General features: G+C 66.0%; 22 protein-coding genes. 9 read left to right on the plus strand and 13 right to left on the minus strand.

Annotated elements, in window-relative coordinates; translation table 11 throughout:
- Window positions 1–12: 12 nt before the first annotated feature.
- Together NG900_RS15425 and NG900_RS15430 are read right to left on the minus strand one after the other, a co-directional pair.
- Window positions 13–1,497 (minus strand): N-acyl-D-amino-acid deacylase family protein, encoded by a 1,485-nt coding sequence (locus NG900_RS15425; RefSeq protein WP_252681930.1) that lies wholly within the window; start codon window positions 1,495–1,497, stop codon window positions 13–15.
- Between the two features lies 1 nt (window position 1,498).
- Window positions 1,499–2,368 (minus strand): MurR/RpiR family transcriptional regulator, encoded by an 870-nt coding sequence (locus NG900_RS15430; protein WP_252682177.1) that lies wholly within the window; start codon window positions 2,366–2,368, stop codon window positions 1,499–1,501.
- A gap of 151 nt (window positions 2,369–2,519) precedes the next feature.
- Between NG900_RS15430 and NG900_RS15435 the strand changes: the two genes are divergently transcribed.
- A complete protein-coding gene (locus NG900_RS15435; protein ID WP_252681932.1) occupies window positions 2,520–3,797 on the plus strand; it encodes an amino acid deaminase in 1,278 nt (425 codons plus the stop codon).
- Window positions 3,798–3,810: 13 nt separating this feature from the next.
- A complete protein-coding gene (locus NG900_RS15440; protein WP_252681934.1) occupies window positions 3,811–4,737 on the plus strand; it encodes a sugar kinase in 927 nt (308 codons plus the stop codon).
- A 328-nt stretch (window positions 4,738–5,065) separates the two neighbouring features.
- Here the strand turns inward: NG900_RS15440 and NG900_RS15445 are convergent, their stop codons facing one another.
- The 3 genes from NG900_RS15445 to NG900_RS15455 form a co-directional block, all read right to left on the minus strand.
- Complete coding sequence (locus NG900_RS15445; RefSeq protein WP_252681936.1) at window positions 5,066–7,510, minus strand: penicillin acylase family protein; 2,445 nt, start codon at window positions 7,508–7,510, stop codon at window positions 5,066–5,068.
- Window positions 7,511–7,789: 279 nt separating this feature from the next.
- Window positions 7,790–9,682, minus strand: coding sequence for an ATP-binding protein (locus NG900_RS15450; protein WP_252682179.1), 1,893 nt, complete (start codon window positions 9,680–9,682; stop codon window positions 7,790–7,792).
- Between the two features lie 292 nt (window positions 9,683–9,974).
- Window positions 9,975–11,273 carry an MFS transporter gene (locus NG900_RS15455; RefSeq protein ID WP_252681938.1) on the minus strand — a complete coding sequence of 433 codons (1,299 nt, stop codon included), beginning with the start codon at window positions 11,271–11,273 and terminating at the stop codon, window positions 9,975–9,977.
- Between the two features lie 152 nt (window positions 11,274–11,425).
- Between NG900_RS15455 and NG900_RS15460 the strand changes: the two genes are divergently transcribed.
- Window positions 11,426–11,788, plus strand: a complete 363-nt coding sequence (locus NG900_RS15460) for a DUF3175 domain-containing protein (RefSeq protein ID WP_252682181.1) — start codon at window positions 11,426–11,428, stop codon at window positions 11,786–11,788.
- A 25-nt stretch (window positions 11,789–11,813) separates the two neighbouring features.
- Here the strand turns inward: NG900_RS15460 and NG900_RS15465 are convergent, their stop codons facing one another.
- Window positions 11,814–12,074 (minus strand): hypothetical protein, encoded by a 261-nt coding sequence (locus NG900_RS15465; RefSeq protein WP_252681940.1) that lies wholly within the window; start codon window positions 12,072–12,074, stop codon window positions 11,814–11,816.
- Between the two features lie 333 nt (window positions 12,075–12,407).
- Between NG900_RS15465 and NG900_RS15470 the strand changes: the two genes are divergently transcribed.
- Complete coding sequence (locus NG900_RS15470; protein ID WP_252681942.1) at window positions 12,408–12,656, plus strand: dodecin; 249 nt, start codon at window positions 12,408–12,410, stop codon at window positions 12,654–12,656.
- A gap of 67 nt (window positions 12,657–12,723) precedes the next feature.
- Here the strand turns inward: NG900_RS15470 and acpA are convergent, their stop codons facing one another.
- Window positions 12,724–14,865: an acid phosphatase gene (gene acpA, locus NG900_RS15475; RefSeq protein ID WP_252681944.1), complete on the minus strand. Its 2,142-nt coding sequence runs from the start codon at window positions 14,863–14,865 to the stop codon at window positions 12,724–12,726.
- Window positions 14,866–15,184: 319 nt separating this feature from the next.
- Between acpA and NG900_RS15480 the strand changes: the two genes are divergently transcribed.
- Together NG900_RS15480 and NG900_RS15485 are read left to right on the plus strand one after the other, a co-directional pair.
- Window positions 15,185–16,540 (plus strand): cytochrome-c peroxidase, encoded by a 1,356-nt coding sequence (locus NG900_RS15480; RefSeq protein WP_420804155.1) that lies wholly within the window; start codon window positions 15,185–15,187, stop codon window positions 16,538–16,540.
- A gap of 124 nt (window positions 16,541–16,664) precedes the next feature.
- Window positions 16,665–18,245 (plus strand): TerC family protein, encoded by a 1,581-nt coding sequence (locus NG900_RS15485; protein ID WP_252681948.1) that lies wholly within the window; start codon window positions 16,665–16,667, stop codon window positions 18,243–18,245.
- Here NG900_RS15485 and NG900_RS15490 read toward each other — a convergent pair.
- Window positions 18,242–19,147: a DMT family transporter gene (locus tag NG900_RS15490; RefSeq protein ID WP_252681950.1), complete on the minus strand. Its 906-nt coding sequence runs from the start codon at window positions 19,145–19,147 to the stop codon at window positions 18,242–18,244. The two genes, NG900_RS15485 and NG900_RS15490, sit on opposite strands and share 4 nt — an antisense overlap.
- A gap of 84 nt (window positions 19,148–19,231) precedes the next feature.
- Window positions 19,232–19,999 (minus strand): AraC family transcriptional regulator, encoded by a 768-nt coding sequence (locus NG900_RS15495; protein ID WP_252682183.1) that lies wholly within the window; start codon window positions 19,997–19,999, stop codon window positions 19,232–19,234.
- Window positions 20,000–20,252: 253 nt separating this feature from the next.
- Here NG900_RS15495 and NG900_RS15500 point away from each other — a divergent pair, with 253 nt between their 5' ends.
- From NG900_RS15500 to NG900_RS15510, 3 genes are all read left to right on the plus strand, one after another.
- Window positions 20,253–21,752 (plus strand): ATP-binding protein, encoded by a 1,500-nt coding sequence (locus NG900_RS15500; RefSeq protein ID WP_252681952.1) that lies wholly within the window; start codon window positions 20,253–20,255, stop codon window positions 21,750–21,752.
- A gap of 2 nt (window positions 21,753–21,754) precedes the next feature.
- Complete coding sequence (locus tag NG900_RS15505; protein ID WP_252681954.1) at window positions 21,755–22,414, plus strand: response regulator; 660 nt, start codon at window positions 21,755–21,757, stop codon at window positions 22,412–22,414.
- A gap of 121 nt (window positions 22,415–22,535) precedes the next feature.
- The gene (locus tag NG900_RS15510) at window positions 22,536–23,099 is read left to right on the plus strand and encodes a Spy/CpxP family protein refolding chaperone (RefSeq protein WP_252681956.1); all 564 of its coding nucleotides are present in this window, start codon (window positions 22,536–22,538) and stop codon (window positions 23,097–23,099) included.
- Window positions 23,100–23,111: 12 nt separating this feature from the next.
- Here the strand turns inward: NG900_RS15510 and NG900_RS15515 are convergent, their stop codons facing one another.
- From NG900_RS15515 to NG900_RS15530, 4 genes are all read right to left on the minus strand, one after another.
- Window positions 23,112–23,552: a universal stress protein gene (locus NG900_RS15515; RefSeq protein WP_252681958.1), complete on the minus strand. Its 441-nt coding sequence runs from the start codon at window positions 23,550–23,552 to the stop codon at window positions 23,112–23,114.
- Window positions 23,553–23,691: 139 nt separating this feature from the next.
- Entirely contained in the window at window positions 23,692–24,603 is a 912-nt protein-coding gene (locus NG900_RS15520; protein WP_252682185.1) for a helix-turn-helix transcriptional regulator, read from the minus strand.
- A gap of 75 nt (window positions 24,604–24,678) precedes the next feature.
- Window positions 24,679–25,110 carry a hypothetical protein gene (locus NG900_RS15525; protein ID WP_252681960.1) on the minus strand — a complete coding sequence of 144 codons (432 nt, stop codon included), beginning with the start codon at window positions 25,108–25,110 and terminating at the stop codon, window positions 24,679–24,681.
- Entirely contained in the window at window positions 25,107–25,484 is a 378-nt protein-coding gene (locus tag NG900_RS15530; RefSeq protein WP_252682187.1) for a glycoprotein, read from the minus strand. Before NG900_RS15530 ends, NG900_RS15525 begins: the two co-directional genes overlap by 4 nt.
- Between the last annotated feature and the right edge of the window lie 545 nt (window positions 25,485–26,029).

Consider the following 26,029-nt stretch of genomic DNA (forward strand, 5'->3'; position numbering starts at 1 on the left):
ACATGCTGAGATTCAGTGGGTTTCAGTGGTGGCCGCTGCCTGTGCACGCGGCCCGCGCTTGAGGAAGCGCCCCGCGCGGTGAGGCTGGACGGCGCCGTCCTGATATGAGAGGTGGCCGTTGACCCACACTGCGGCAATGCCTGCCGCTGGTTGCTGCGGGTCGCTAAAGGTCGCGACGTCGCGCACCGTCTCAGGGTCGAACAGCACGAGGTCCGCCCAGTAGCCTTCGCGCACCAGGCCGCGTTCGGTCAGGCCGAAGCGCTCGGCGGACTGGCCGGTCATCTTGCGGATGGCTGCCGACAGCGACAGTAGCTTGCGCTCGCGGCTGTAGTAGCCCAGCACGCGCGGGAAGGCGCCCCACAAGCGCGGGTGCGGTTTCGGATCGTTCGGCAGGCCATCGGAGCCGATCACCGTGGCGGGGTGCGTGATGATGCGGTCCAGGTCTTGCGGCGACATGTTGTGGTACACGGCCCCGGCCGGCTGCAAGCGGCGCGCAGCGTCCATCAGATCGGTACCCCAGGCGGCCGCGATCTCCTTGAGCGTCTGCCCGGCCATGCCAGGATGCGGCTCCGACCACGTGATGAAGATGTCGAATTCGTCCGTCACCTGCTTCAAGTCGAGCGTGGACGAGCTGGCGGTGTATGGGTAGCAGTCGCAGCCCACCGGCTGGTAGCGCTGCGCGTTCTCAATCGATTCCAGCACCTCGCCCGCGCGGCCCCAGTTGGCGGCGCCCGCACATTTCAGGTGCGAGATCACGATGGGCACGCGCGCGTGCTTGCCGACGCGGTAGGCCTCGTCCATTGCGTCGAGAATCGCAGCGAATTCGGTACGCAGGTGCGTGGTGTAGATGGCGCCGGCTTCGGCCAGCGGCTCGGCCAGGCCCATCACCTCTTCGGTGGTGGAGGCGAACGCGTTGGCATAGGCCAGGCCGGTGGACAGCCCCAGCGCGCCGTTGTCGAGCGCCTCGCGCAACTGCATGCGCATGCCTTCCACCTCATTGGCGGTGGCCGGGCGATCGAGGCGGTCCAGATGGTTGTTGCGCAGCGCCGTATGGCCGATCAGCGCCGCCACGTTCACGGCCGGCTGCGCGCGTTCTACCGCTTCCACGTAAGACGCGAAGGTCGGATACGCAAACGCGCCGGCGGGCCCAAGCAGGTTCATCGGGTCCGGCGGATCACCCTTGAGCGTGGCCGGCGACGCGCTGATCCCGCAGTTGCCGACGATGACCGTGGTGATGCCCTGCGACACCTTGGGCAGCATGTCCGGCGTGCGGATGACGTTGGTGTCGTCGTGCGTGTGCACGTCGATGAAGCCGGGGGCGAGCACGCGGCCCTCGCCGGCGATTTCCTCGTCGCCCAGCCACGCGGTGGAATCCGACGTGGCGATGGCGGCGATGCGCCCATCGGTGATGGCCACGTCGAACAGCGTGGCCTCGGGCTCGTGGCCGCTGCCATCGACGATGCGGACCTGGCGGATGACGGTGTCGTACTGCTGCATATCAGTCTCCCAGCGGCTGGCGGTTACCCCCGCCGCGATGCGCATCGAGCACGTACTTGATGCGCCGTAAGAGCTCCTTGCTGCGATCGGCCTGCTGCAGCGCAACTTCGGTCGCCAGCAGGTCGATCATCATCATCATCGCGTAGCGCGATGATGACGGCTTGAAGATGAAATCAGTCTCCATGGCCTGGATCGGCAGCAAGACATCGGCCAGCCCGGCCAGCGGCGAGCCGATGGCGGTGATGGCGATGATCTTTGCGCCGTATTCGCGCGCGATGGTCACGCTGTCGATCACCTCCGGCACATGGCCGGTTACGGAGAACACGACCACCACATCGTCCGGGCTGAGCGTGGCCGCGACCATCCGCTGCAGCATCGAATCATGATAGGTGGTGACGGGCCGTCCGAGACGCGCGAGGCGGTAGCGCATTTCGTCGGCCATGGTGGTCGAGCCGCCGCCCATGCCGAACACGGCGATCATGCGCGCGGCCGCCAGCGCAATTGCCGCATTGCGGAACGCCTCGGGCCGCACCAGCGCGCGATTGGCTTCCAGCACGTTGCTGATGTCGGCCAGGATGCCGTCGGCGCTGGAGGGCGGGCGATCGGCGCCCCCATCCAGAAAACGCTGGCCGACTGCCGCTGCCTGCGCTAGCTTGAGCTTGAGTTCGCGAACGTCGCGACAGCCCATTGCCTTGGCGAATCGGGTGACGCTTGCCTCACTCACGCCTGCGCGTTCGGCCAGCGTTTGGATGCTCCCCGCCGCCGCTTCTGCAATGTCGGCCAGGACCGTCTGGGCGACCTTCTGCTCGGCGGGGCGCAGTTCAGCGGCACGCTGGGAGAGGCGGGTGACGATGTCCATCGGTTCGCGCATAGGGTCACGCATTCTGGGCTCCCGGTAGTTGTCCGGATAGCGTCTGACAGGGCGGTTTGGTACTTTGTAACAGGTTGGCCCGGAGAATAGTTTCGCCGCTATCATCATGTCAACTCGATATTTACCCGCACTGGAATCCGAGACTATTCCCATGAGTGATACAAAGTACCAAGGAGACAACGCCACCCCGGTTTACCCGCTCGACAAAGGGTTGGGTGCGCTGAGCGCCGCTTGTGCGCCGGAGCAAGTGGCGGCTCAGGGCTGGAACGTCCTGAACGAAGACCTGAATCTGCCGGCAGCCGTCCTGTCGCAATCCCGCCTGGAGCACAACCTGGCCTGGATGCAGCGTTTTGTGGGTGAATACGGCGCCAAGCTCGCGCCGCACGGCAAGACGACGATGGCACCGCGCCTGTTTCAGCAGCAACTGGCGGGCGGTGCATGGGGCATCACGCTGGCAACGGCGCACCAGACACGCGTGGCTTATGCCCATGGCGTGCGCCGCGTGCTGATGGCCAACCAGCTGGTCGGCAAACGCAACATGGCGATCGTGGCCGAGCTGCTGGCCGATCCGTCATTCGAGTTCTTCTGCCTGGTGGATGCAGCGGATCAGGTCGACCAGCTCGCTGCCTTCTTTGGCAAGGCCGGCCGCCCGATCCAGGTGCTGATCGAACTGGGCGTGCAGGGCGGCCGCACCGGCGTGCGCGACGATGCGCAACTGCAATCGGTGCTCGACGCGCTCACGCGGGCCAACGGCGCCGTGAAGTTGGCAGGCGTGGAAGTCTACGAAGGCGTAATCAAGGAAGAGGCGGACATTCGCGCCTTCCTCCAGCGTGCCGTCAAGACCATCGGTGATCTCGCCAAGGCAGGCCGCCTGCAACGCACGCCGGCCGTGCTCACGGGTGCCGGTTCGGCCTGGTATGACGTGGTGGCCGAGGAATTCGCCAAGGCCAACATCGGCCAGCCGCTGGACGTGGTGCTGCGCCCGGGTTGCTACCTCACGCATGACGTGGGCATCTACAAGGCCGCGCAGGCCCGTATCGACGCCAACAATCCGATCGCACACAAGATGCGCTCGAGCCTGCTGCCCGCGCTGCAACTGTGGGCCTATGTGCAATCGGTGCCGGAAGCCGACCGCGCCATCATTGCGATGGGCAAGCGCGATGCCGCGTTCGACGCGGGCCTGCCGCTGCCCGTGCAGCGCTTCCGGCCAGGCGACAAAGCACCATCCGCCACGCCCGCGCACTGGGAAGTCACCGGCATGATGGATCAGCACGCCTACCTGAAGATCGCCCCGGGCGACGACATCAAGGTTGGCGACATGATCGCCTTCGACATCTCGCACCCGTGCCTGACGTTCGACAAGTGGCGCCAGATCTCGGTGATCGACGATGCGTACAACGTCGTCGACGTGGTGCAGACGTACTTCTGATTCGGACGCGGACATGGCAGACATCCTCGCTTACGGCGAAGCGCTGATCGAGTTCAACCAGGCGGATTCCGGCAGCACGTCGTGGAATTTCGGCTTTGGCGGCGATACGTCCAACTTCTGCATTGCCGCGGCGCGGCAGGGCGCGCGCACCGGCTATATCAGCGCGGTCGGTGCCGACCGTTTCGGCCAAGCGCTGCGCGCGCTGTGGCAGGACGAAGGCGTGGACCACACCTACGTGCACACCGATACGCAGGCGCCCACGGGGCTGTATTTCGTCTCGCACGACGCGCGCGGCCATCATTTCGATTACCTGCGGGCGGGGTCTGCTGCCAGCCGGTTCCAGACTACGCAGTTGCCGCTGCAGGCGATTGCGGCGGCCAAGGCTTTCCACCTGTCGGGTATCAGCCTGGCAATCAGCGACTCGGCTTGCGATGCCGGGCTGGCGGCGATGGCGCATGCGCGGGCTTCGGGTGTGATGGTGTCGTTCGATACCAACCTGCGCCTGCGTCTGTGGCCGCTGGCGCGCGCCCGTGCGGTGATGCAGGAAGCTATGCGCACGTGCGATCTCTGCCTGCCCAGCTGGGATGACGTGACGGTGCTGCTCGATTGTCATGACCGCGACGGTATCGTCGATACGCTGCTCGACTGGGGTGTGAGGCTGGTGGCGCTCAAGATGGGTGCGGAAGGCTGCTATGTGGCCACGCCAGAGTCGCGCACGCAGGTGCGGCGTCATACGGTGAATGCCGTTGATGCGACCGGTGCGGGGGATTGCTTTGGCGGCGCCTTCGTTGCGCGGATTGTGGCCGGTGATTCGCCGGTGGAGGCTGCGCGGTATGCCAACGTGGCGGCGGCGATTTCCACGACTGGGTATAGCGCCGTTGCGCCGATTCCGCGGGCGGAGGTTGTGCGGGCGGCGTTGGCTCAAGTTCCGGCTGGTTAGGCCTGGTTGGTCCATCCTGCGTTTCGTCCCGTGCCGGGGCCGACTCACTGTCTTTGTCTTGCCAAAGAAAGTAAGCAAAGAAAGGCGCGCCCGATGCGGCGACCCCCTCCTTGAATTTCTGTCGCGAGGAGGGAGAGGAGGCCAACTCGCTGCGCTCAGACAGCCTCCTCTCTTTTTCCTCCTCGCAACAGAAATTCAAGGCGCCGCATAGAGCAGGGTACGGCCACACCGTGGGTGTGCACGGGCTGGCTTCAGGGTGTACTTCGGCCGATAAAAAACGCCACCGCGTTGTATTGCGGTGGCGTTTTTCTTGGTGCGTGTTTGCGTGTTATTTGGCGGGCACCAGGTGCACACGCGATTCCGTAGCGGCTTCTACGGCCTTGCGCGAATACAGCAGCGGGAAGTACTCGCCCTTGAGCCACAGCGGCGCGAGGTCGCGATAGTGCGGGCTGTCGGGGTTGCCGGACTGGCCTGGCAGGTTGACGGCACGCGAGTTGTCCCAGTTGCCGACATCCACGACTGTGCGGAACGACGGGCCGTTGGTCTGCAGGAAATCGCTCGCGCGGTACGTCGACTGATTCGGCGTGTAGGGGCTGCCGCCTTCCGGTGTCGGGCCGACGTTGAGCTTGGCGCGCGTGGCTTCGTCGACGATGGCGGCGAACGGGTGGGCGTTCAGGTTGTGATGCAGCTGTCCCCAGTTCCAGGCCTGCGGGTTCGCGCCCTGGCGCTTGACCATGTCGGCCCACGCATCCTTCAGGCTCGCGAGCAGCACGGTGTCGCGCTTGACGGCGGCTTGCTGCGGGTCTTCGCCAAACTTACGTTCGCTGCCTTGGGGGTGTTCCAGCGTATCGAGCATCACCGCCGTATCGGGGGCGCCCATGGCTTCGGCGCCGGCCTTGTCGAGCACCGCATTCTTGAACGCGCGGCCCAGGTGGTGCGTGAACCAGACTTCGTGCAGCGCGGCCTGCGGAGAATCCGCCAGCATGGTCGCGTTCCAGCCCTTGAACAGGTTGAGCGCGGCCTGCGTGTCCGCGTCATCGGACGAGAGCGGCGCGAGCAGCGCCACCAGCCGCCGCGCCGGGATCGACACCATGTCGTTCTGCAGGCGCATCGAATCTTCGATCGACACCTTGTCGAGCTTGGCCAGCACTTCGTCAATGCGTGCGTGGCGCGAGCCGTTGGTCCACTCGAAGCCGAGTTTGCGCTCGCGGTACGGATAGTCCGCCGGCAGGTTCATCTCGTTGGATGAGGTGAAGTAGCCCGACTTCGGGTTGTAGGTGCTGGGCAACTGGTCGCCGCGCCAGAAGCCGGCCCATTCGTAGCGGCCATCGCCGGGTACGGGCAGCAGGCCGTCCCAGTTCGGGCGGATGGGGGCGAGACCGCCCGGCACCCAGCCGATGTTGCCCTGGGTATCGGCGTAGACCTGGTTCTCGGTGGGGGCGCCCCAGTTCATCATCGATTGCTTGAACTGCGCGAACGTGCGCGCGCGCATGTAGCCGACCGAACCGAAATACGGCGACATGCCCGGCGACAGCCACGCCGAGCGCACCGCATATGCGCGATGTTTTTCGGCATCGATGTAGATGACGGGGCCGTGGCGCGTGAACGTCAGATCCACGGGGCGGCGGGTTGTGTCGCCCGTGCCGCCGCGCACCTTCACGGTTTCGTGCAGCACGGTGAACGGCTCCCAGCCGTCCTTGTAGCGGTATTCGTTGTTGTTGGCCGGGTTGAGTTCGTAAACGTAAAGGTCTTCCTGGTCGATGTTGAAGATGGTCAGGCCGAAGGCGACGTGGCCGTTATGCCCGATCGACACGGCCGGCAGCGACGGCTCCCCCGCGCCGATGATGTCGAGCGTGGGCGTGCTGACGTGGGCGATGTAGCGCAGGCTCGGTGCAGAGTATGCGCGGTGCGGGTCGTTGGCCATCACGGCGCGGCCGGTGGCGGATTTGTCCGGTGCGATCACCCAGTTGTTGCTGCCTTCCATGGTCTCTTCGAGGTTGGTGGCCGCCGCAACACGCACGCTGTCGATGTCGACGCCCTTGAGCGATTCCGGCGTGACGCGCACCCCTTGCGTGGCGAGTGTGAAGACCTTGAGCAGATCCTTCGGCAGGCACGGGTCCAGGCCCTCGGGCACCTGGGTTTGCCAGGCGGGTTGCAGGCCGAAGCGAATGGTGTCGTCGGCCAGGTTGGCTTTGCACGCCACGTTGGCACGCGCCACTTCCGATTGCAGATTGCGCGTGAGGCCATGGCTGCGAATGCGGACCACGTCTTCCGGCGCCCAGTGCGCAGGCGCGTAGTTGAGTTTGCGGAACTCGAACGGCATCTGCTCGGGGTGTTTGACCAGCCAATCGACATAGGCATTGATACCGGCGACGAAGCGCGTGGCAATGCGCTGTGCATCGGGGCTGTAGTGGTTCCACTCGACCTGCATGTCGCCGCGATAGAGGAACAGCCGCGTAGCGCGATCCTGCTCCACATAAGACGGGCCGAACACTTCCGACAATTGCCCCAGGCCGCGGCGGCGCCACAAGTCGATCTGGAACAGGCGGTCGCGCGCGGCATTGAAGCCCTGCGCGAAGAAACCATCGTCTTCGCTCTTCGCATAGATGTGCGGCACGCCCCAGCGATCGATCAGGATATCGGCAGGTTTGGACAGGCCCGGCACGGCGATCGTTTGCGAAACGGAGGCCTTGGGGGCGTCCTTGGCGATCGCCTGCGTGGCTACGCCCAGTGCAAGGGCAGACAGCAGAACGGGAAGGGAACGGAAGGGCATGGCGATGCAGTCTCCTCTCTGAGCCCGAAATGCCAATGCAACCCGGGACGGGCTACAGGATTCAGGCGTTCTTTTTGGGTACGGCAGACAGCCGCGAGCGCGACTGATGGGAAGGGCAAGCTGGCCGATCGAGTGGGCGGGTGCTGGGCACTGCTAGGGGAGAGATGCCCACCGATCGGCACAGATCGACAAGTATGCGGATGCGCCACCGTGCGCGCCAATGACTTTTGTTTGGGCAACCATTCCGTCAGGGCATGGATGGCACGGCGCATGGCAGCCTTACGGCAGCGGTTCAGGCCCCGCCTTGCGGTGCACGTTGGCAGCGAGCACATGGCCGAGTTCGCCAGGAAAGATCGGCTTGGTGATGACCGATTGATAGCCCGCTTCCTTGGCCGCCTTCAGCCGGATCGGGTCGGCAAACGCGGTGACGGCAATGGCCGGCAGGTCGACCATGCCGCGCGCACGCACGGCCTGCACGAGCTGCATGCCGTCCATGCCCGGCATGGCGAGGTCGCTGACCAGTGCATCGAATGGGTGGGCGTTGGACGCCGCGTGCTCCAGCGCATCGAGCGCAGCCGCACCGCTCGAGACGGTGACCACCTCGGCGCCGTAGCGCTCGAGCATCAACGCAATCACGCCAAGCGATTCGGGATTGTCGTCCACCGCCAGCACACGGATGCCGTCCAGTGTCGGCATGCCGGTTCCAGCGACGAGGCCAGGTGTGCGATTGGCCTGCTCTCCCACCGGGGCCTGCAGCGGCAGCGAAACCGCCATGGTTGTCCCGCGATCCGGCCCGCTGCTGGCCGCGGTGATGCGGCCGTGGTGCAACTCGACCAGTTGCTTGGCAATCGCCAGTCCGAGCCCCAGCCCGCCGTGACGGCGCGTGCTCGAAAGGTCCGCCTGCTGGAAGCGGTCGAAGATGTGCGGCAGGAACGCCGGCTCGATGCCGATGCCCGTGTCGCGTACGGTGGCAACCACGCCTTCGGGCGACGGGTGGACCGAGAGCCGGATATGCCCGTTCTCGGGCGTGAACTTCACGGCATTGGCCAGCAGGTTCCAGAACACCTGCTTCAGGCGTCCGGCGTCGCCCTGCAGCATGGGCACCGGCAGGTACTCGGTATCGACGGTGATCTGCTTCTGGCGTGCCATCGGCTCGATGGTCTCTCGCGCGCGCTCCAGCACGTCGGCCAGGTCCACCGGCCCGATTTCCAACGGCACCTTGCCCGAGAGAATGGCCGACATGTCGAGCAGATCGTCGATCAGGTGGACCTGCGTGCGGGCGCTGCGCTCGATGGCTTCAATGCCGCGCTTGAACATCGCCTCGTCGTAAGCGCGCATGTTCAGCAGTTGCGCCCAGCCGAGCACCGCGTTCAGCGGCGTGCGCAGTTCGTGGCTGACGGTGGCGAGGAAGTCGTCTTTCAGGCGGCTGGCGCGCTCGGCTTCTTCGCGCGCGCGGGATTCCGCCTCGAGCAGTTGCGCACGGCGCGCTTCGGCCTGGCGGCGCTCGCTGATGTCGATCACGGCATTGGTCAGCCCGATGATCTCGCCGGTGTCATTGCGCAGCGGCATGACCACCACGTCGTAGACGACGCGCTGCGTATGCCGCCGGCGGAAGGCAAATTCCACGCGCGTGGGCGTGCCGGTGGCAATCACGTGTTGGCCGGCTTCGGTCAGGCGCGCTGCGGCACGGCGGCCGAACACTTCGCGCACGGTCCGTCCCAGCAGTTCTTGCGGCTGCAGGCCGAACACCGGGTTGTGCACCCACGTGAAGTGCATCGTGTTGTCGACGTCGTAGAGCGAGATGGGCGATGCCTGCAGCGCGGCCAGCAGCCGTTGCTGAGACAGCCGTTGCTGGGTTTCGGCCAACGCGCGGCGCTCCGCCCCGGCGCGTGCGCGCCGCAACTGCTCGCACAATCCGCAGATCAGGACGGCGCCCACCGCAAACACCGTCAACTGGACGGGCGTCAGCGGGATTTCCGCAGGCCAGCTTTGCAACGCAGCCAGCGCCATGAACAGCCCGGCGTAGCAAACGATGGCCAGCATGCCCGGCCAGAAGCCGCCATACCAAGCCGCAATCGTGACCACTGGAAACGCCAGATAGAACGGCAGGCGGATGCCCCCGGCTGATTCCAGCAAGAGCCTCCCTACCGTGCCGACGGCGGCCGCAACCATTGCCACCAGCCACGCCGATGGGCGAATGGCTGGCGCAACGCTCAGCCCCGTGCCGCTGAAGGGCCCGGGGTCGGCCGGCCGCGCCGGATCGGCAGTGCGCGGGTCCGGCGGACGGGACGAAGGAGGCGGGATGGACGTCACAATCGAGCGCAATACCGGACGTAAGACGAAGCAGCTAAAGGTGACTCAGGATACGAACTGGCCGTTGCCACTGCCATCGGGGTTTCGCTGACACGCGTGCAAGACGGCCCCCGATTCTTGCTCAGGCCAGCAGCGGCGCGGGCCCGCGGGCTTATCCCCCTGGCGAGGGGTGCCCGGGGTGCGGATCGCGCATGCGGTCGCGGTGCGTCAGCGCCGGGAACAGCCGCATCCACAGCGCCACCACGACAAGCGTGCCCAAGCCACCGATGACCACCGAGGCCACCGGACCCAGCAGCCCGGCCACCATGCCCGATTCGAATTCGCCCAGTTGGTTGGATGCGCCCACGAACACGGAATTGACCGCGCTCACGCGCCCGCGCATGGCATCGGGTGTGTCGAGCTGCACCAGCGAGGTGCGGATCACGACGCTGATCATGTCCGATGCGCCCAGCAGCACCAGCGCCAGCATCGACAGCGGCAGCCAGCGCGACACTCCGAACACCAGCGTTGCCAACCCGAACACCGCGACGGCCGCAAACATCACGCGGCCCACGTGCCGATCCAGCGGACGGTGTGCCAGGAACAGCGCCATGCCAAGCGCCCCCACGGCCGGTGCCGAACGCAGCAGCCCCAGTCCCCAAGCACCGGTCCCGAGGATGTCGCGCGCGTAGATCGGCAGCAGCGCCGTCGCGCCGCCGAGCAGCACGGCAAACAGGTCCAGCGAGATGGCGCCCAGCACCACCGGCCGTCCCTTGATGAACACGATGCCCGCAAACAGCGACTCCAGGCTCACCGGCGTGCTGACGGGCGCTACGCGCTCCATGCGCAGCACGGCCAGCAGCACGTGCGCCAGCACGAACAGGCCCGCTGCCGACGCATACACAACCGGCGCACCGGCCACATACAGAAACCCGCCCACGGCAGGCCCGAGGATGATGCCCGTCTGGCCTGCCGAGCTGGACAGCGCCACCGCGCGCGGCAGCACCTCCAGCGGCACCAGCGAGGGCAGCAGCGCCTGCAGCGTGGGCGTCTCGAAGGCGCGCATTGCGCCGATCACTACCACGCACAGGAAGATCGGCTGGACGCTGGCATGCCCCATCGACGTGATGACGGCCAGCGACAGCGCCACCAGCGCCTCGATCGCCTGACAGGCGCGCACCACGCGGCGCCGGTCGTAGCGGTCGGCAATGTGGCCCGAGGCCAGCACCAGCACGACCGACGGCAGGAATTGTGCAAGTCCGACCAGGCCAAGCACATAGGCACTGCGGGTCAGGTCGTAGATCTGCCAGCCGACGGCTACGCCGAACATCTGATAGGCGAACGTGGTGGATAGCTTGGCGAACCAGAACAGCCGGAACGCTGGGTAGGAGAACGGCGCATGCGAAGCCGTTGGCACAGGCGCGGAAGCCGCGGAAGAAGGGGCGGAGGAAAGACCGGCGTCGCCAGACACGTTGATTGCACGCCGGAGCTCGGCGGTAAATGAAGGAGGTGGAAAAACGCAGCAAAACGTCCGTCATCGTAACGGAAGTCGAGCGTTTGCAGCCGCTTGCACGGGTACGAGGCTTGCGGGAACGCGGGTATCGCATTACGGGAGATTTCACCATGGCTACACGCCACACCACTTCGCACCCCAGATCGAAAACCGCGCGGGCCAAGCCGGCAGCCCATCGTTGGTCACACCGCGTGATGGAAACCAGCGACGCGCTGGACCTCGAACCCGACATCTTCAAGGCGCGCAGCCCCGCGCGCATCGCGGCCTCGCTCAAGGCCTCGGCCGAGCACAGCCGGCGGCGCAAGGGGACGGCATTCCAGTCGGCCATGTCGATGCTGACGTTCTATATCAATCGGGCGGGGCACAACCTCAGCACCGGGCGGCGCCAGATTCTGGAGCGAGCGAAGGACAGCCTGCGGGCGGAATTCGGTCGACCGGTGCGCGGCGCGCGCGCCGTCAAAGCCCGGCATTGAGCCGGATGAAGCCCGAACCAGGGGCTCAGATGGTCAGCATCACGCAGAGCAGCTGACGCGCGACGGCTTTGTGGTCGCCCTGGGGCGAATAGGTGGACAGCGTCTTGTCCCGATACTTGACGGTCACGATGTCGTTGCGCGCCGAATAGGTGGCCTCGATCCGGCGGCCGCAGCACTCCATCTCAAGCGGAACGGTATTGGCCAGCAGGCGTGCCGTGTCGGATGGCATGTCGGCCGGGGCCGACGTGTGCGGGCTTGGCGCGGCAGTTTGGGCGGGGTCACGCATGGCGCGGTCTTTGGGAAAGGGGATATCACCGTCGAGGCATGTTTTGTGCCAGCGGCGGAGCGCTTGTCTGCGGGCAAAACGCGCGCAGCACACGTACGAAATGTGACAACTCGGAGGCTGGCTGCCATGGGTTTGACACGATGCGTCGCTCGCAGCTGACAACGTTTGTCAACTTTGTAAACGCAATTAACCGCCAGGATTTTTCAGCCCCGTGCAAATCCGGGCTATCAGAGGGCGGAGTCAGGTGCCATTCTGTAAGTGCCATGACCTGCGCACCGCGGGCGCGCAGCCCGGGCACCGCCGACGTTCCAATCATGCCAACAAGGAGGCGATATGGGTTCCCATACCTACAAGATGATCGAGCTGGTCGGTTCTTCTCCCGACTCCAGTGACGCAGCCATCCGTAACGCGGTCGCCCGAGCGGGCGAGACGCTCAAGTATCTGGACTGGTTTGAAGTGCTGGAAACGCGCGGCCATCTTGTTGACGGCCGGATCGCTCACTGGCAGGTGACGATCAAGGTGGGGATGCGGCTCGAAACGCTGGAGAGCGAAAAGCCCGCCGGCAAGAAGAAGGGCAAATAGCGCGCAATGAAAAAAGGCGGCCAGGATGGCTCCGGGCCGCCTTCTTTATCACGATTGCGCCGCAGCGTTACTGCACCTGCGAGAAGTCCAGCGCGTTGGTCAGGTCACCCATCGGCTTGTTGCCGTTGGTGACGAGGGCGTCGTCGCGCTGCTTCAGGCCAGCCAGCGTCGGCAGAGCGAAGCGGTGCGTGATCAGGCGCAGCACCGAAGCCGTGTCGTACTGGGTGTGGTCAACGAAGCCCTTCTTCGCGAACGGCGAGACGATGATCGCCGGAATACGCGTGCCCGGCCCCCAGCGGTCGGCCTTCGGCACGGTGGCGTGGTCGTAGAAACCGCCGTTTTCGTCATACGTCACGACGATCACCATGTTCTTCCACTGCGGGCTGTTCTGCAGCTGGGCGATCACCTTGGCGATGTGGGCGTCGCCGTCGGCCACGTTGGCGTAGCCGGGGTGCTGGTTCAGGTTGCCTTGCGGCTTGTAGAACGTCACGGGCGGCAGCTTGCCGGCGGCAGCATCCTGCAGGAAGGCGGCGTCGTAGTCCTTCAGGTGGGCTGCGCGCTCGGTGGCGCCGTTCGTGGTGGCCGGGTCAAAGCGGCTGTAGTAGTTGAACGGCTGGTGGTGCGGCTGGAACTGAACCGTGCCCGAGTAGATCACGCTGCGCGTGGTGTTGGGCGCGTCGGCCAGGGCCGAGTTCCAGGCGCCGGCGTACCAGGCCCAGTTCACGCCCTTGGCCGTGAGCAGGTCGCCGATGTTCGTGGTCGACTGCGTCGGCATGGTCGTGGCCTTGGACGGGTCGGCATAGGCCGGGTTGCTGCTGGCCACGGCGTTGCCCGACGGCTGGTACGGCGGCTGCATCGTGTTGACGGCGTAGAACACGCCCGAGCCGTCGTCGGCCGTGAGCGTGCTGTCCTTGGCATACACCGGTGCGCCCGACAGGGCTGAAGTCGGGGCGCCCGTGCCCGCATCCAGCACCGGAATGCCATCCGCATTGACCGTGACCTTCGAGATGCTGTTGGCTGCCGGCGAGCTCTTGGCGTTCGGGTAGACCGGCGCGCAGGCGCAGATCAGGTACTGGTGGTTCAGGAACGAACCGCCGAACGCGCCCATGAAGAAGTTGTCGGCCAGTGTGTACTGCTTGGCGATGTTCCACATCGACATCTTGCTGCCGTCGTAGTAGCCCATCGACAAGCCGCCGGCGTCGGAGTAGGCGGCAAACTTGTCGTTCTTGCCGCCATTGATCTGCATCTGGTTGTTATAGAAACGGTGCACCAGGTCGCGCGTGGTTACGCTTTGCGGCACCACCACGCCCGTGCCGTTCACGCCGGCAGGGTTGTCGATCTGGTAGGGCTTGTTGGCCCAGCCGGTGGTCTGTGCCTGCGTGACGGTCACGCTCTGGCCGGCGGCGGTCAGGCCACCCCAGGTCGGCGGCAGCGTCGGCAGCACGGAGCCGTCGAAGTCCTTCTGCGCGACGGCGGTACCGGTGGAGGTGGGGTTCACGCCGGGGATGCCGTTGGCGCCCGGGAACAGACCGTACATGTTGTCGAAGCCGCGGTTTTCCGCGTAGATCACGACGATCGTCTTGACGTTGTCGACCAGCGCCATGCGCTTGCTCACGCTGTCACGCACCGCTTTGCCGACATCGCCGCCACTGGACACGGCATCGGCGATCAGGTCGATGGCCTGGTCGATCTCGGCCTGCAGTGCAGCCTTGGTCGTGGCGTCGGTTTCCTTGTTGTGGTCTTCCAGCAGCTTGTCGACCGTCACGCCCAGACGCGCGGCGAGGGCCGTCTTGGCGGCGTTGATGTCGCCACCGTTGGTGTCCATCAGCGTGGCCAGTTCGGTGGAGATCGCGCTGACGATGGCGTTGGCGCCGGCCGGTGCACGGAACACCAGCGGACGCGTGATGGCCGTGTGCGCGCCGGTGGCCGGATCGTTGCGGAAGGCGTCGGTGCCGATCTCCACGGTGATGGCGCCCGAGCCCGGCAGCGTGTACGCGCCGTTGGCATCGGTATAGGTGCTGGCTTCACCCGAATCGCACTTGCCGTTGTTATTGGAGTCGATGCAGACCTTGGCATGTTCGAAGTAGCTGCCGGTCACGACGCCCGAGGTGGACGCGGAGGCGTTGCTGTTCGAATCGCTGCCGCCACAGGCAGACATGCTGGCCGCGACCAATGCGGTCAGCGGCAGAAGACGAAACGCTCGGCTCATGATTTCCCTGGATTGTTGTGTGGGGGACGAAAGCGAGCCGGAGTCTGTGCTTCGTGTGTGACAAGTTGATGATGCAAACGCTGGCGTGGAGCCCCGCAGTGGGCTGAACTCACCCCAGTTCAGCATGAACACCACCATCAGGAGGAGCAGGGGCACCATCGAACGTTTGAAGACATTTGCCACCATGGGAACTCTCCAAGGGCTGACGTGACATCGGTTTGACGACATCAAAGTGTCATGGGCGCCATGCTAAGTTGCAAGGCTTCCATCATTGCGCTCACCGTCGATGCCTCATCTTCTGCCGCTGTCCACTGTTCGCATGCTTGGCGCTTCTGCGCTCGTGCTGGGGTTGGCCGCCGGGTTGAGCGGATGCGGGCGGGCTGAACCGGTGGCGCACGCCGCAACCGCACCGGCACTCGCGTCGGCCCCCGCAGCCAAGCCCGCTGCAACGGTGGCCCCGGCAGCCGCGCCGGCCTACGAAAAGGCCTTCTACACGATGATGGCAACGCGCCGACCCTCGGTGCCCGCCATGACGGCACTCGGCAAGGCGCTGTTCTTCGATCCCGCACTGTCTGCCTCCGGCAAGCTGGCCTGCGCGAGCTGCCACAGCCCCACGCACGCCTATGGCCCGCCGAACGATCTTTCGGTGCAGCTCGGCGGCGCGGGCATGAACAACACAGGCGTGCGTGCCGCGCCGTCGTTGCGCTATCTGCAGAATGTGCCGCCGTTCTCTGAGCACTTTTTTGAGAACGACGGCAACGATGCCGAAGATCAGGGCCCCACCGGCGGCTACACGTGGGACGGCCGCGTGTCGTCCACGCACGACCAGGCACGCATTCCGCTGCTGTCGGCGCACGAAATGGCCAACGGCACGGCGGCCAGCGTGGTAGCCAAGCTACGCGCGGGCCGTCATGCGCAGACCTTCCGCCAGGTGTTCGGCAACGACATTCTCGACAACGAAGACACCGCCTTCCGCGCGGCGCTCATGGCGCTCGAAGTCTTCCAGCAGACGCCCGGCGAGTTCTACCCGTACGACAGCAAGTACGACGCGTATTTGCGCAAACAGGTCAAGCTGTCGCCGCAGGAAATGCGTGGCCTGCAGGCGTTTGCCGATCCGGCCAAGGGCAACTGCGCCTCGTGCCACGTGAGCGCCATCAAGCAGGACGGCGCGTTTCCGGCCTTTACCGATTTCGGCCACATTGCCGTGGGCGTGCCGCGCAACCGCACACTGGCGGGCAATGCCGATCCGGCGTTCTTCGACCTCGGCCTGTGCGGCCCCGACCGGACCGACCTGAAAGGCCACGCCGACTACTGCGGCCGCTTCCGCACGCCGTCCTTGCGCAACGTTGCACTGCGCAAGACGTTCTTCCACAACGGTGCCATCCATTCGCTGGAAGATGCGGTGCGTTTCTATGCGCAGCGCGACACGCAGCCGCAGAAGTGGTATCCGCGCCGCGCCGACGGCACCGTCGACAAGTTCGACGACCTGCCGTCGCAGTACCGCGCCAACGTCAACATGGAGCCCCCGTTTGGCGGCAAGCCCGGCGACAAGCCTGCGCTGTCCGAGGCCGACGTGCGCGACATCGTTGCCTTCCTCAAGACGCTGACCGACGGCTACCGCCCCGCGCGCGCGATGCAATCCGCTCAGGGCGGCAGCCGCGTCGCACAACGCTAGATCTTCGGCTGAACCCCGCCGCGGCCCGTTTGTTGCAACACTTCACGCGGGATTCGCCGGGGGCCGTGTATGCGCTGCGGTTATCATCGGCGGATTGTCTTTCTGCGGCTTTTGTATTCCCACTATGACCTGGCTTGCTGACCCGTCCATCTGGATCGGCCTGTTCACCCTGGTGGTGCTCGAGATCGTTCTCGGCATCGACAACCTCGTCTTCATCGCCATCCTGGTCAACAAGCTGCCGCCGGCGCTGCGCGACCGCGCCCGGATGATCGGGCTGGGCCTGGCCCTGGTGATGCGCATGGTGCTGCTGGCGACCATGTCGTGGCTGATCGGGCTGACCAAGCCGCTGCTCACGCTCGGGCCCGTGGAGTTGTCCGGCCGCTCGATCATCCTGCTGCTCGGTGGCTTCTTCCTGCTGTTCAAGGCGACGTCCGAGCTGCACGAGCGCCTGGACGGCGAACCGCAGGACGAGAGCCACGGCACCGGCCACGGCAAGTTCTGGAACGTGATCGCGCAGGTGGTGATCCTGGATGCGGTGTTCTCCATCGACTCCGTCATCACGGCCGTGGGCATGGTCAACGATCTGCCGGTGATGATGACGGCCGTGGTGATCGCCATGGGCGCCATGCTGTTTGCGTCGCGCCCGCTTACGGCGTTCGTCAATGCGCACCGCACGGTGGTGGTGCTGTGCCTGAGCTTCCTGCTGATGATCGGCTTCTCGCTGGTGGCGGAGGGTCTGGGCTTCCATATTCCGAAGGGCTATCTGTACGCGGCCATCGGCTTCTCGATCCTGATCGAGTTCTTCAACCAGGTGGCCCAGCGCAACACCGTGCGCTACGAACGCCGCCGCCCGCTGCGCGAGCGCACGGCCGATGCGGTACTCAGCCTGCTGGGCGATCGCCGTGGCGCACAAGCGGAAGCCGAGCCGCATGAAGCGGCCGCCCACGAGGCGGGCCAGCACGCGCCGGAGACCGTGTTCCGCCCCGAAGAGCGCAGCATGGTCAGCGGCGTGCTGGATCTGGCCGAACGCTCGGTGCGCTCGATCATGACGCCGCGCCACGATATTTCGTGGGTGGATCTGGATGCCGATGCGGCGGTCACCCGCAAGCTGCTGCTGGCCGTGCCGCACAACCAGTTTCCGGTGTGCCGCGGCGGGCTCGATGACCTGGTGGGCGTGGCGCGCGCTAAAGACCTGATGGGCGATCTCGACACGCGCGGCGCCATCGACGTGAACCGCAGCGTCAAGCCCGCGCTCAAGGTGTCGGACAACATCGGCATCCTGCGCCTGATGGATAAGCTCAAGCGCGCACGCGGACGCATGATGGTGGTGACAGATTCGCTCGACGTGATCCAGGGCGTGGTCACCCCCATCGACGTGCTCGAAGCCATCGCAGGCGAATTCCCCGATGAAGACGAGCGCCCCGGCGTGGTTGAAGTCAGCGACGGCTGCTGGGAAGTGGCCGGCGAAGCCGACCTGCGCCAGCTCGAAGACGTGCTGCACGTCGACTGGCTCCTCGACGAGGGCGGCGGCGCCACGAGCCTGGGCGGCTACCTGTTCAACCAATGGGACCGCCTGCCCGAAGTGGGCGACACGCTGGTGCGCCACGACCTGCGTTTCGTCATCCTCGAAGCCGGCAGCCGCCGCATCGTGCGTGTGCGCATCGAGCGCATGGAAGACGTGACGGCGCCCGAGGCCGAAGCCTAGGGCGTCGACGAAGCGGGCGCTGATGCACGCGCCAGCCCGAGGCTGAGCACCGCGGCCAGCACGCACGCAATGCCGCCCGCCTGGCGTGCGCTGACGGACTCGCCCAGCAGCGTTGCCGCAAACACCACCGCCGCCACCGGCGCCAGCGCCGTGAACAGCGCGGCTTCGGCACCGCTCACGCGCGCCGCGCCCGCATACCAGAGCACAAATCCGCCGACCGTCGGCACGATCGCGTAGTACGCCACGGCGGCCAGCGCATGCGTTGCTTCAGTGGAGGCGTGCAACTGCCATGGCGCTTCCCACAGCGTGGGCAGCAACGCCGTCAACAAACCGAATGCACTCATCAACGCCGACAGCGCCAGCGGCGGCACTGGTGTGCGCAGCCGCTTGTTGAGCAGGATGAAGAGCCCCTCGCACACCACTGCGCCCATCACAAGCAGGTTGCCCAGCAGCGGGTGCGTTGCATCGCCGCGCGGTTGCAGCGCAATAGCCAGCACACCCGCCGTGGCCAGCGCAATTGCGCCGAGCGTGGTGCGGCCCGGCCGCTCGCCTAGCAGCACGATGGCAATGAGCGCCGACATGACGGGCAGCGTGCCGATGATGACGCCTGCATCCGCCGCCGATGTGTGCCGCAACCCCGAAATCAGCAGCGTCGTATACCCCACGCTGCCGGCCGCCGCCTGCAGGAACAGCAGCGCCCAATCGCGACGCGCGAGCACCGGCCAGCGCGCGCCCGTTGCACGCAGGATGACGAGGAACAGCGGCAGCGCCATCGCAAAGCGCAACGCCGTCGCCGTAAACGGCGGCAAGCCCGCCGCGATGATCTTGCTGGCCGCCACCGTGCTGCCCACCAGCACCATCGCCAGCGCCAGGTAGACGCAACCTTCGAGTCGTTTGGACATATCGCACCCCGCGCGTGAGAAAGCCGCAGGATGGGCGCACGCGATACGCGCGTCTTGAACGAAATTGCAGTGCCGCGGATTCCGCTAGCGCGCCGCCGCCACCATGCCCGGTGACACACCGTATTTGCGTACGAACTGCCGCGTCATGTGGCTCTGGTCGGCAAAGCCGCAGGCGGCGGCCACGTCTGCCAGCGGCAGGCCCTGGCCGATCAGCCGGCGCGCGAGGGCCACGCGACGTTGCACCTGGTAGGCGTGGGGCGTAAGGCCAACCACGCGGGCAAAGCCGCGCAGCACTTGGAAGCGGCTCAGGCCGGTCTCGTGCGCCAAGTCCAGCAGGGAGACGGCAGCAGCTGGGTCGTCGTCGATGCGGGTGTGGGCGAGCCGGATGGCATCAGGGGCATCGTCGGCGGATGGGGTGGGGGCATGCAGCGCATTCGCCAATACGGAGAGCAGCAGTTGCTCGCGCAGCAACGCATCGTGTTGCGCGGCGGTCACCGTCATCTGCGCGAACAACAGGCGCACGCTGCGGCCCAGGTGCGCATCATGGATGACGGGGCGATCAAACTCAGCGTCGCGGTGGTGGCCGGTGTGCAGGTCGTGCGCCAGTTCGGCGACGACGTCGGGGTCGAGGTAAAGCATGCGCCACGCGCGGCCGGCATCGCCGATGGGTGTGCCGTCGTGCACTTCAAACGGGTTGACCGTGATGACGTCGCCCGCGCCGGCTTGGACCATGCCGCGTCCGCTGAATGACTTCTGTGCCCCGCGATCGATGATGCCGATGCCGAACTGGCCGTGCGTATGGCGCGGGAAGGTGTGGCCGGAATCGGCCGCGACGGCCTGCACGCCGCGCATGGCGCAGCGGTGCATCGAAAACGCGGGGTTGGCCGGCCGACTGGGCAAGGGAGGGCTCCTTGGGGCGGAAGCAATGATGCAGCGTGGCAGCAGCATACGCTTTCTTCGCATTTCGCTCATTTTCTGCCCGCATGCGGTTGGTATGCTGGGGCGCTCTGCCCGCAGCACGCCCGGTAAGATGCGGCCGTACCTGCTGCCGGGCCGTGCGGGAACCACTCCCGCCGGCGGCCTGCCAGGCCACCCTGACTGTTTCATGCGCCCGTCTTTCGGTATCACCTCCAAGCTGTTCGTCGCGCTGTTCATGCTGAGCATCGTTGTTGCGCTCGCGATGGGTGTGGCGGTGCGCTGGCGCTTCGACGCCAACTTTCTCGACTACGTGAACGCACGCGAGGCCGAGCGCATGGCCGTGCTCGCGCAAGGCGTGGAGACCGCCTACACGCAGCACGGCAACTGGGATTTCCTCCGTGAGGATCGCGCGGCGTGGTTCCGCCTGCTGCGCCGCGAGGGCGCGCGTGCCCGTGCCAGCGGCATGGGCGGGGAGCATTTGGAACCGCCGGCCGGCCGCCGCTTTGAACCGTTCCCGCTCGGCGCACCACGCACGGACAGCCAGCCGCCACTTGCGCCGGGCGAAGCACCACCGATGCCGCGTTCGCCGGTCTGGCTGCTCGACGCCCAGCGCAACGTCATCATCGGCGACGGGCCGCCGCTCGGGCCCAACGCGCGATGGCACGAACTGCACCACAACGGCCAGACCGTCGGCTGGCTGGCCATGCCGCCGCGCGTGCGCGTCCCCGAGGGTGCTGACCAGGCCTTCCAGGCGCAGCAGTTGCGCGCCACGTGGATCATCGCAGGGCTGTCGGTCCTGCTGGCTGCGCTCGTGGCGGTGCTGCTCGCCCGCGGCTTGCTTGCCCCGATGCGCCGGATGACCGATGCCGCGCGCCGCATGGCCGACGGCGATTACGCCGCCCGCGTGGACGTGCATTCGCGCGATGAGCTCGGCGGCCTGGCGGCGGATTTCAACCACCTCGCCGCGTCGCTGGAGGCCAACCAGAAGATGCGCCGCCAGCTCACCGCCGATATCTCGCACGAGCTGCGCACACCGCTGGCCGTGTTGCGCGGCGAGCTGGAAGCGTTGGAGGATGGCGTGCGCCCGCTGACGGCCACCTCGCTCGCCTCATTGCAGGCAGAGGTGTCGACGCTCAGCAAGCTGATCGATGACCTGTATGAGCTCTCGCTGGCCGACGTGGGCGCGCTAGCCTTCCACATGGAGCCATTGGACCTGGCCGATGCCGTTTGCAGCGCCGTACAGGGCTTTACGCCTCGTTTGATGGAAAAGGGCATTGCGCTGCAGCTGGATGTGCCGGCCGGACCTTCGTACGCCCACCTGATCAATGGTGACCCGCAGCGCTTGCGCCAGGTCATGCACAACCTGCTGGAAAACACGCTGCGCTATACCGATGCCGGTGGCACGTTGCGTGTGCGCGTCCACCAAGACGGCGACTGGCAGCGGATCGATGTGCAGGACAGCGCGCCGGGTGTGCTCGAAGCGGCGCTGCCGCGCCTCTTCGACCGCCTGTTCCGCGTCGACGCCTCGCGCAGCCGTGCGCAGGGCGGAGCCGGGCTGGGCCTGAGCCTGTGCCAGACCATCGTTGCCGCCCATGGCGGCACCATTGAGGCCAAATCTTCGCCACTGGGCGGGCTGTGGATTGCCATTCGCTTGCCTGTTCTTCATTCTCTTGCTGCCCGTGATTGACCATGATTCTGATCATTGAAGACGAACCCAAGCTGGCCGCATTGATGATCGACTACTTGCGTGCCGCACACTATGAAACCGAGTGGCTGGCCGATGGCTCGAACGCCGTGCAGCGCATCCGTGAAGCCGCGCCCGAACTCGTGCTGCTCGACCTCATGCTGCCCGGCAAGGACGGCCTGGAGATCTGCCGCGAGGTGCGTGCCTTCAGCGAGGTGCCGATCGTCATGGTCACGGCGCGCGTGGAAGAGATCGACCGCCTGCTCGGCCTGGAACTCGGTGCCGATGACTATGTCTGCAAGCCCTTCAGCCCACGCGAGTTGGTGGCGCGCATCAAGACGATCCTGCGCCGCGTGCAGCGCGGCGGCGGTACGCCTGAAAGCGCGTTGCTGATCGATGCCGCTGGCTATGCCGCCACGCTGCGTGGCCAGCGTCTGGACCTCACGCCCGTGGAGTTTCGGCTGTTGGCCGCGCTGGCCGGCGCGCCGGGCCGCATCCTCTCACGCGCCAATCTGCTCGAGCAGATCTACGACGACCACCGCATCGTGACCGACCGCACGGTCGACACGCATGTCAAGAACCTGCGCCGCAAGATGGAGCAGGCGAGCCCGGGAACGGACATGATCCACTCCGTCTACGGCGTGGGCTATCGGCTCGACGCCTAGGCGGCACGTCAACGGAGCGTCAAGAAAACTCCACCGTTTGCCCACCTTTGACGCGGGGCCGATGGCTACAGTGAGCGTATGGCTGGCATGTCCGGCCGACGATCTCATCAGGAGCCTCATCATGATCGCTGTGACTTCCCCCCGCCTGGTTGCCGTTGCTGCCGGGCTTCTGCTTTCGTGCGCCGCGCTGGCGCAGACCGCCGCGCCTGGCGCTGCGCCGCTGTCGCCCATGCTGCCGCATGGTCCGGAGATTATGGGGCGGGGCCCGGGCCCTGGCTTTGGTGCGGGCGGCGCGCATGGCATGGGTCGCCATCACGGCGGTGAGTTTTTCCTGCGCGGCCTGAAATTGACTGAAGAACAGCGCGACAAGATCTTCGCGATCCAGTATGCGCAGATGCCGCAGGAGCGCGAGCAGCGCAAGGCCATCGCGCATGCGAGCCGCGACCTGCATCAGATGGTCGCATCAGGCCAATATGACGAAGCACGTGCTCGCGCGCTGACCGAAGCGCTTGGCCGCGCTGTTGCCAAGTCGGCGCAACTGCGCGCGCAAGCCGGCGCCAAGGTCATGGAGGTGCTTACGCCCGCGCAGCGCAAGGAGATCAGCGATCGTGAGGCCCGACGCGTGGCCGAACGCGAACTGGAGCACGATGAAGGTGCTCCGATGCAGGAACTGGCGGCAATGTAATCGGCGCGGCGTTTAACGGTAGACCACCACCGGCACGTGCGCGTAGGTCAGCACCTTGCGCGTTTCGTTGCCGATCAGCAATCGTCCCATCAGGCTGCGGTGCCCGTGCGAAGCCATGAAGATGACGTCGCACGCGTGCCGCTTCGCCGCATCGAGGATGCCAAGGTAGGGCTCCGCAAACTGCGACACGTCGCTGTCGAACGTCACGCCTTCTTCCTTCGCGCGTTCTGCAATGCGGTCAATGCAGTCCTTGGCGTAGCCCTGCACCTGCTCCATGTAGTGCGCATGCGGACACTCGCCCACGCCGGCCGAATAGGCCATGTTGGGGAATTCTTCGATGCACGTGTAGGCCGTGAGCCGGCACCCGGTAGCGCGGGCGAGCTTGAGTGCGCCGTCGATGGCCTTGCGGCATTGCTCGGAGCCGTCGGTCGGCAGGAGGATATGGGTAAACATGGTCAGTCTCCATGGGGAACCCGCCTCCACGTTACTGCGATGACCCATGTGCCTCTATCGTGGAAAACGCTATGCTGGCGCAGCTTTTCGGCCGATGGCGAAGTACGGTCGTTCGTTTATTGACGCGGCAGGCTGAGGCTCATGCGCGTTGCCAGGCCTGCCGGTAGCGTGACGGCGATGCGCCCAGTTGCATGGTGAAGCGCCGGCTGAAATGGCTGGCGCTGGCAAAGCCGCAGCGCTCGGCAATGGTGGCGAGTGGCAGAGTGGTGGTGCGCAGCAGTGTCTGCGCGCGTGTCATGCGTTGCTGCATCACCCACGTGTGCGGCGCGGCCCCGAACGACGCGTGAAACATCCGCGCGAAATGGAATTCGGACAGGTTCGCTTCTGCCGCCAGTTGCCCGAGCGAGAGCGGCAGATGCAGCTCGGCATCGATGCGTGCGGCGATGCGGCGGCACACGTGCGGCGCCAGCCCGCCGCGCACCGCCAGCGCACGCGTGCGGCCTTGCGTCTGCACCAGATACGACAGCGTGTCGTTGGCCAGCGCATTGGCGCGCATGCGGTCATCGAGGTCGTTCCAGTCAAGCCGGGCGATGTTCGCGCAGGCCTGTGCAAGCTGCGCGTCTTCGATGAAGGTGCGGTCGTGCAGCGTGAACAGCCGGGGCTCGGCGTCGAGCAGGCGCACCGCGTGCCCGGCCAGTGCATCGGGCGCGAAGTACAGGTGCACAAAGCGCATCGGCTGCTCGATCACCCACGCCGACTGGTGGTCGGCGGGCAGCATGCATACGCGCCCCGGTGCACCGAACAGGTGCGGCAAGTCTTGCCGGTGCGTGGTGTAGCCGCCTTGCAGATAGACCGACAGTGTGTGGTGGCCGGGCTGGGTGTAGCGCGCCTCGTCGTGCTCGTTGCGCCAGATGGCGGCGGTCACGCCGTCGCCCAGGTTGGCCACGCGCTCCAGCGATGCGCGCGAGCCGCGTGCGAGCGTGCCGAAAACGCTGGCATCCGCCGTTACACGCGGGTCAGGCGACGGGGGTGAAGCGGGCGAAGGGGACAGGGAGGCGGGGCGCACGCGGCGATGTTACCAACGATGGCGCCGCCGCGTGAGTCCAGGGCGCGGAGGGTGGTGCTGCTATCCGCTGCAGAGCTGGTGCGCCACCGCGCCGGCCAGGCCGACGCCGTCCACGCGCTGCCAGCCGGCATCGTTGCCGAGCTGCTTTTCGGCGACCGTCATGGCGCCCTGGTACAGCTTGGCGCGCGAGACCGAGAATTGCTGGCTGCGGCAGTCGACGGTGTACTGAAAATCAGCCATGTCACCGCGAAATGCGCCGAACATGCGCTGTAACGCCCGCATGCCTGCGCGGTTGGCCGCTTCCACGCGCACCCATGCGCTCACCGGGCCGCTGGGCATGCGCTGGATGCTGCCAACGTCGAGCGAGGCGTAGCTGTCGGGTTGGTCGGGCAGTGCAATCCAGTGTTCTGCACCCGTGGCTGCAGCGGACAGCATGGCCAGCGCCGCGAGCGTGCCGACGGCAGTGCGGTAAGCGATGGCGAAGCCTGTCATCGGGGCTTGCCGCCCGGTACGGGAATGGCAATCGAGTCGGAATGGCTGCAAGCCATCGTCACGCCGGCCTTGTCGACATCGATCATCACTGCGCCGGGCTTGTCGGCTGTGCTGGGCGTGGCCGCCAGGCTGCCCGACAGACGCTGCATGATGGCCTGGCACGTGGGGCCGCTCGCAACGGTGGTGCGCTTGGGGGCCTTCGGCGCGGGGGCGGGGGTGGGCGCTTCTGGTGTGCTGGTGAGGGGTGGCGCGGAGTGCGGCGTGGCCGCATGCGCGCGCGGCAGCGCAACCAGGGCGGCCAGCACGCTCACGGCAATCAGCAACCGCATGCTGCGCCGCGAAAGCGTTCGGGTGGGGGGAGATAGCGACGGCATGGGGAGTCCAGACACGGGGGCATCCAAATTGCGCCTGCAGGATCACGGGGCAAGCGCGCTCTTCCGTCCCATAACGGCAGCGCAAGGCCAAACTTGACGCCGTGATCTGCCGCATGGGTCACTCGGGCGTGATTTTATCTGCGCAAATGTTTCATCGGATCGACATAATCGACTGCAGCGGAACATTCTCGGCCATCGGCCGACCAATCAATATGCCGGGGAGATTTTTTCTCGATGTCGTCGGCATCGTGAAACGGGCGGCAAACAAGGCCTGCGCACGCAGACGGGACAAGCAGCAACGGGGTTCAAGCAGTGCCAGAAAAACGGGTCGGCGGAAAATCAAAATGGGGTGGAAACCCCGGTCTTTTCCGTCCTTTGTTTTTTTAAGGGGGCCACTATGATTCACTGCATGGAAGCGATGCGATGCAACACTGCGTCGATCGCCTCATGGGACGGTTCTCCTCTCTGGAACAGATCGACACGGTCCAGAGATTTCAACCCGCGCCTCGTCAACTGAGCGCGGGTTTTTTCTTGGGGCACCCCGA

This window comes from Ralstonia soli (assembly GCF_023955655.1).
Classification (GTDB): domain Bacteria; phylum Pseudomonadota; class Gammaproteobacteria; order Burkholderiales; family Burkholderiaceae; genus Ralstonia; species Ralstonia soli.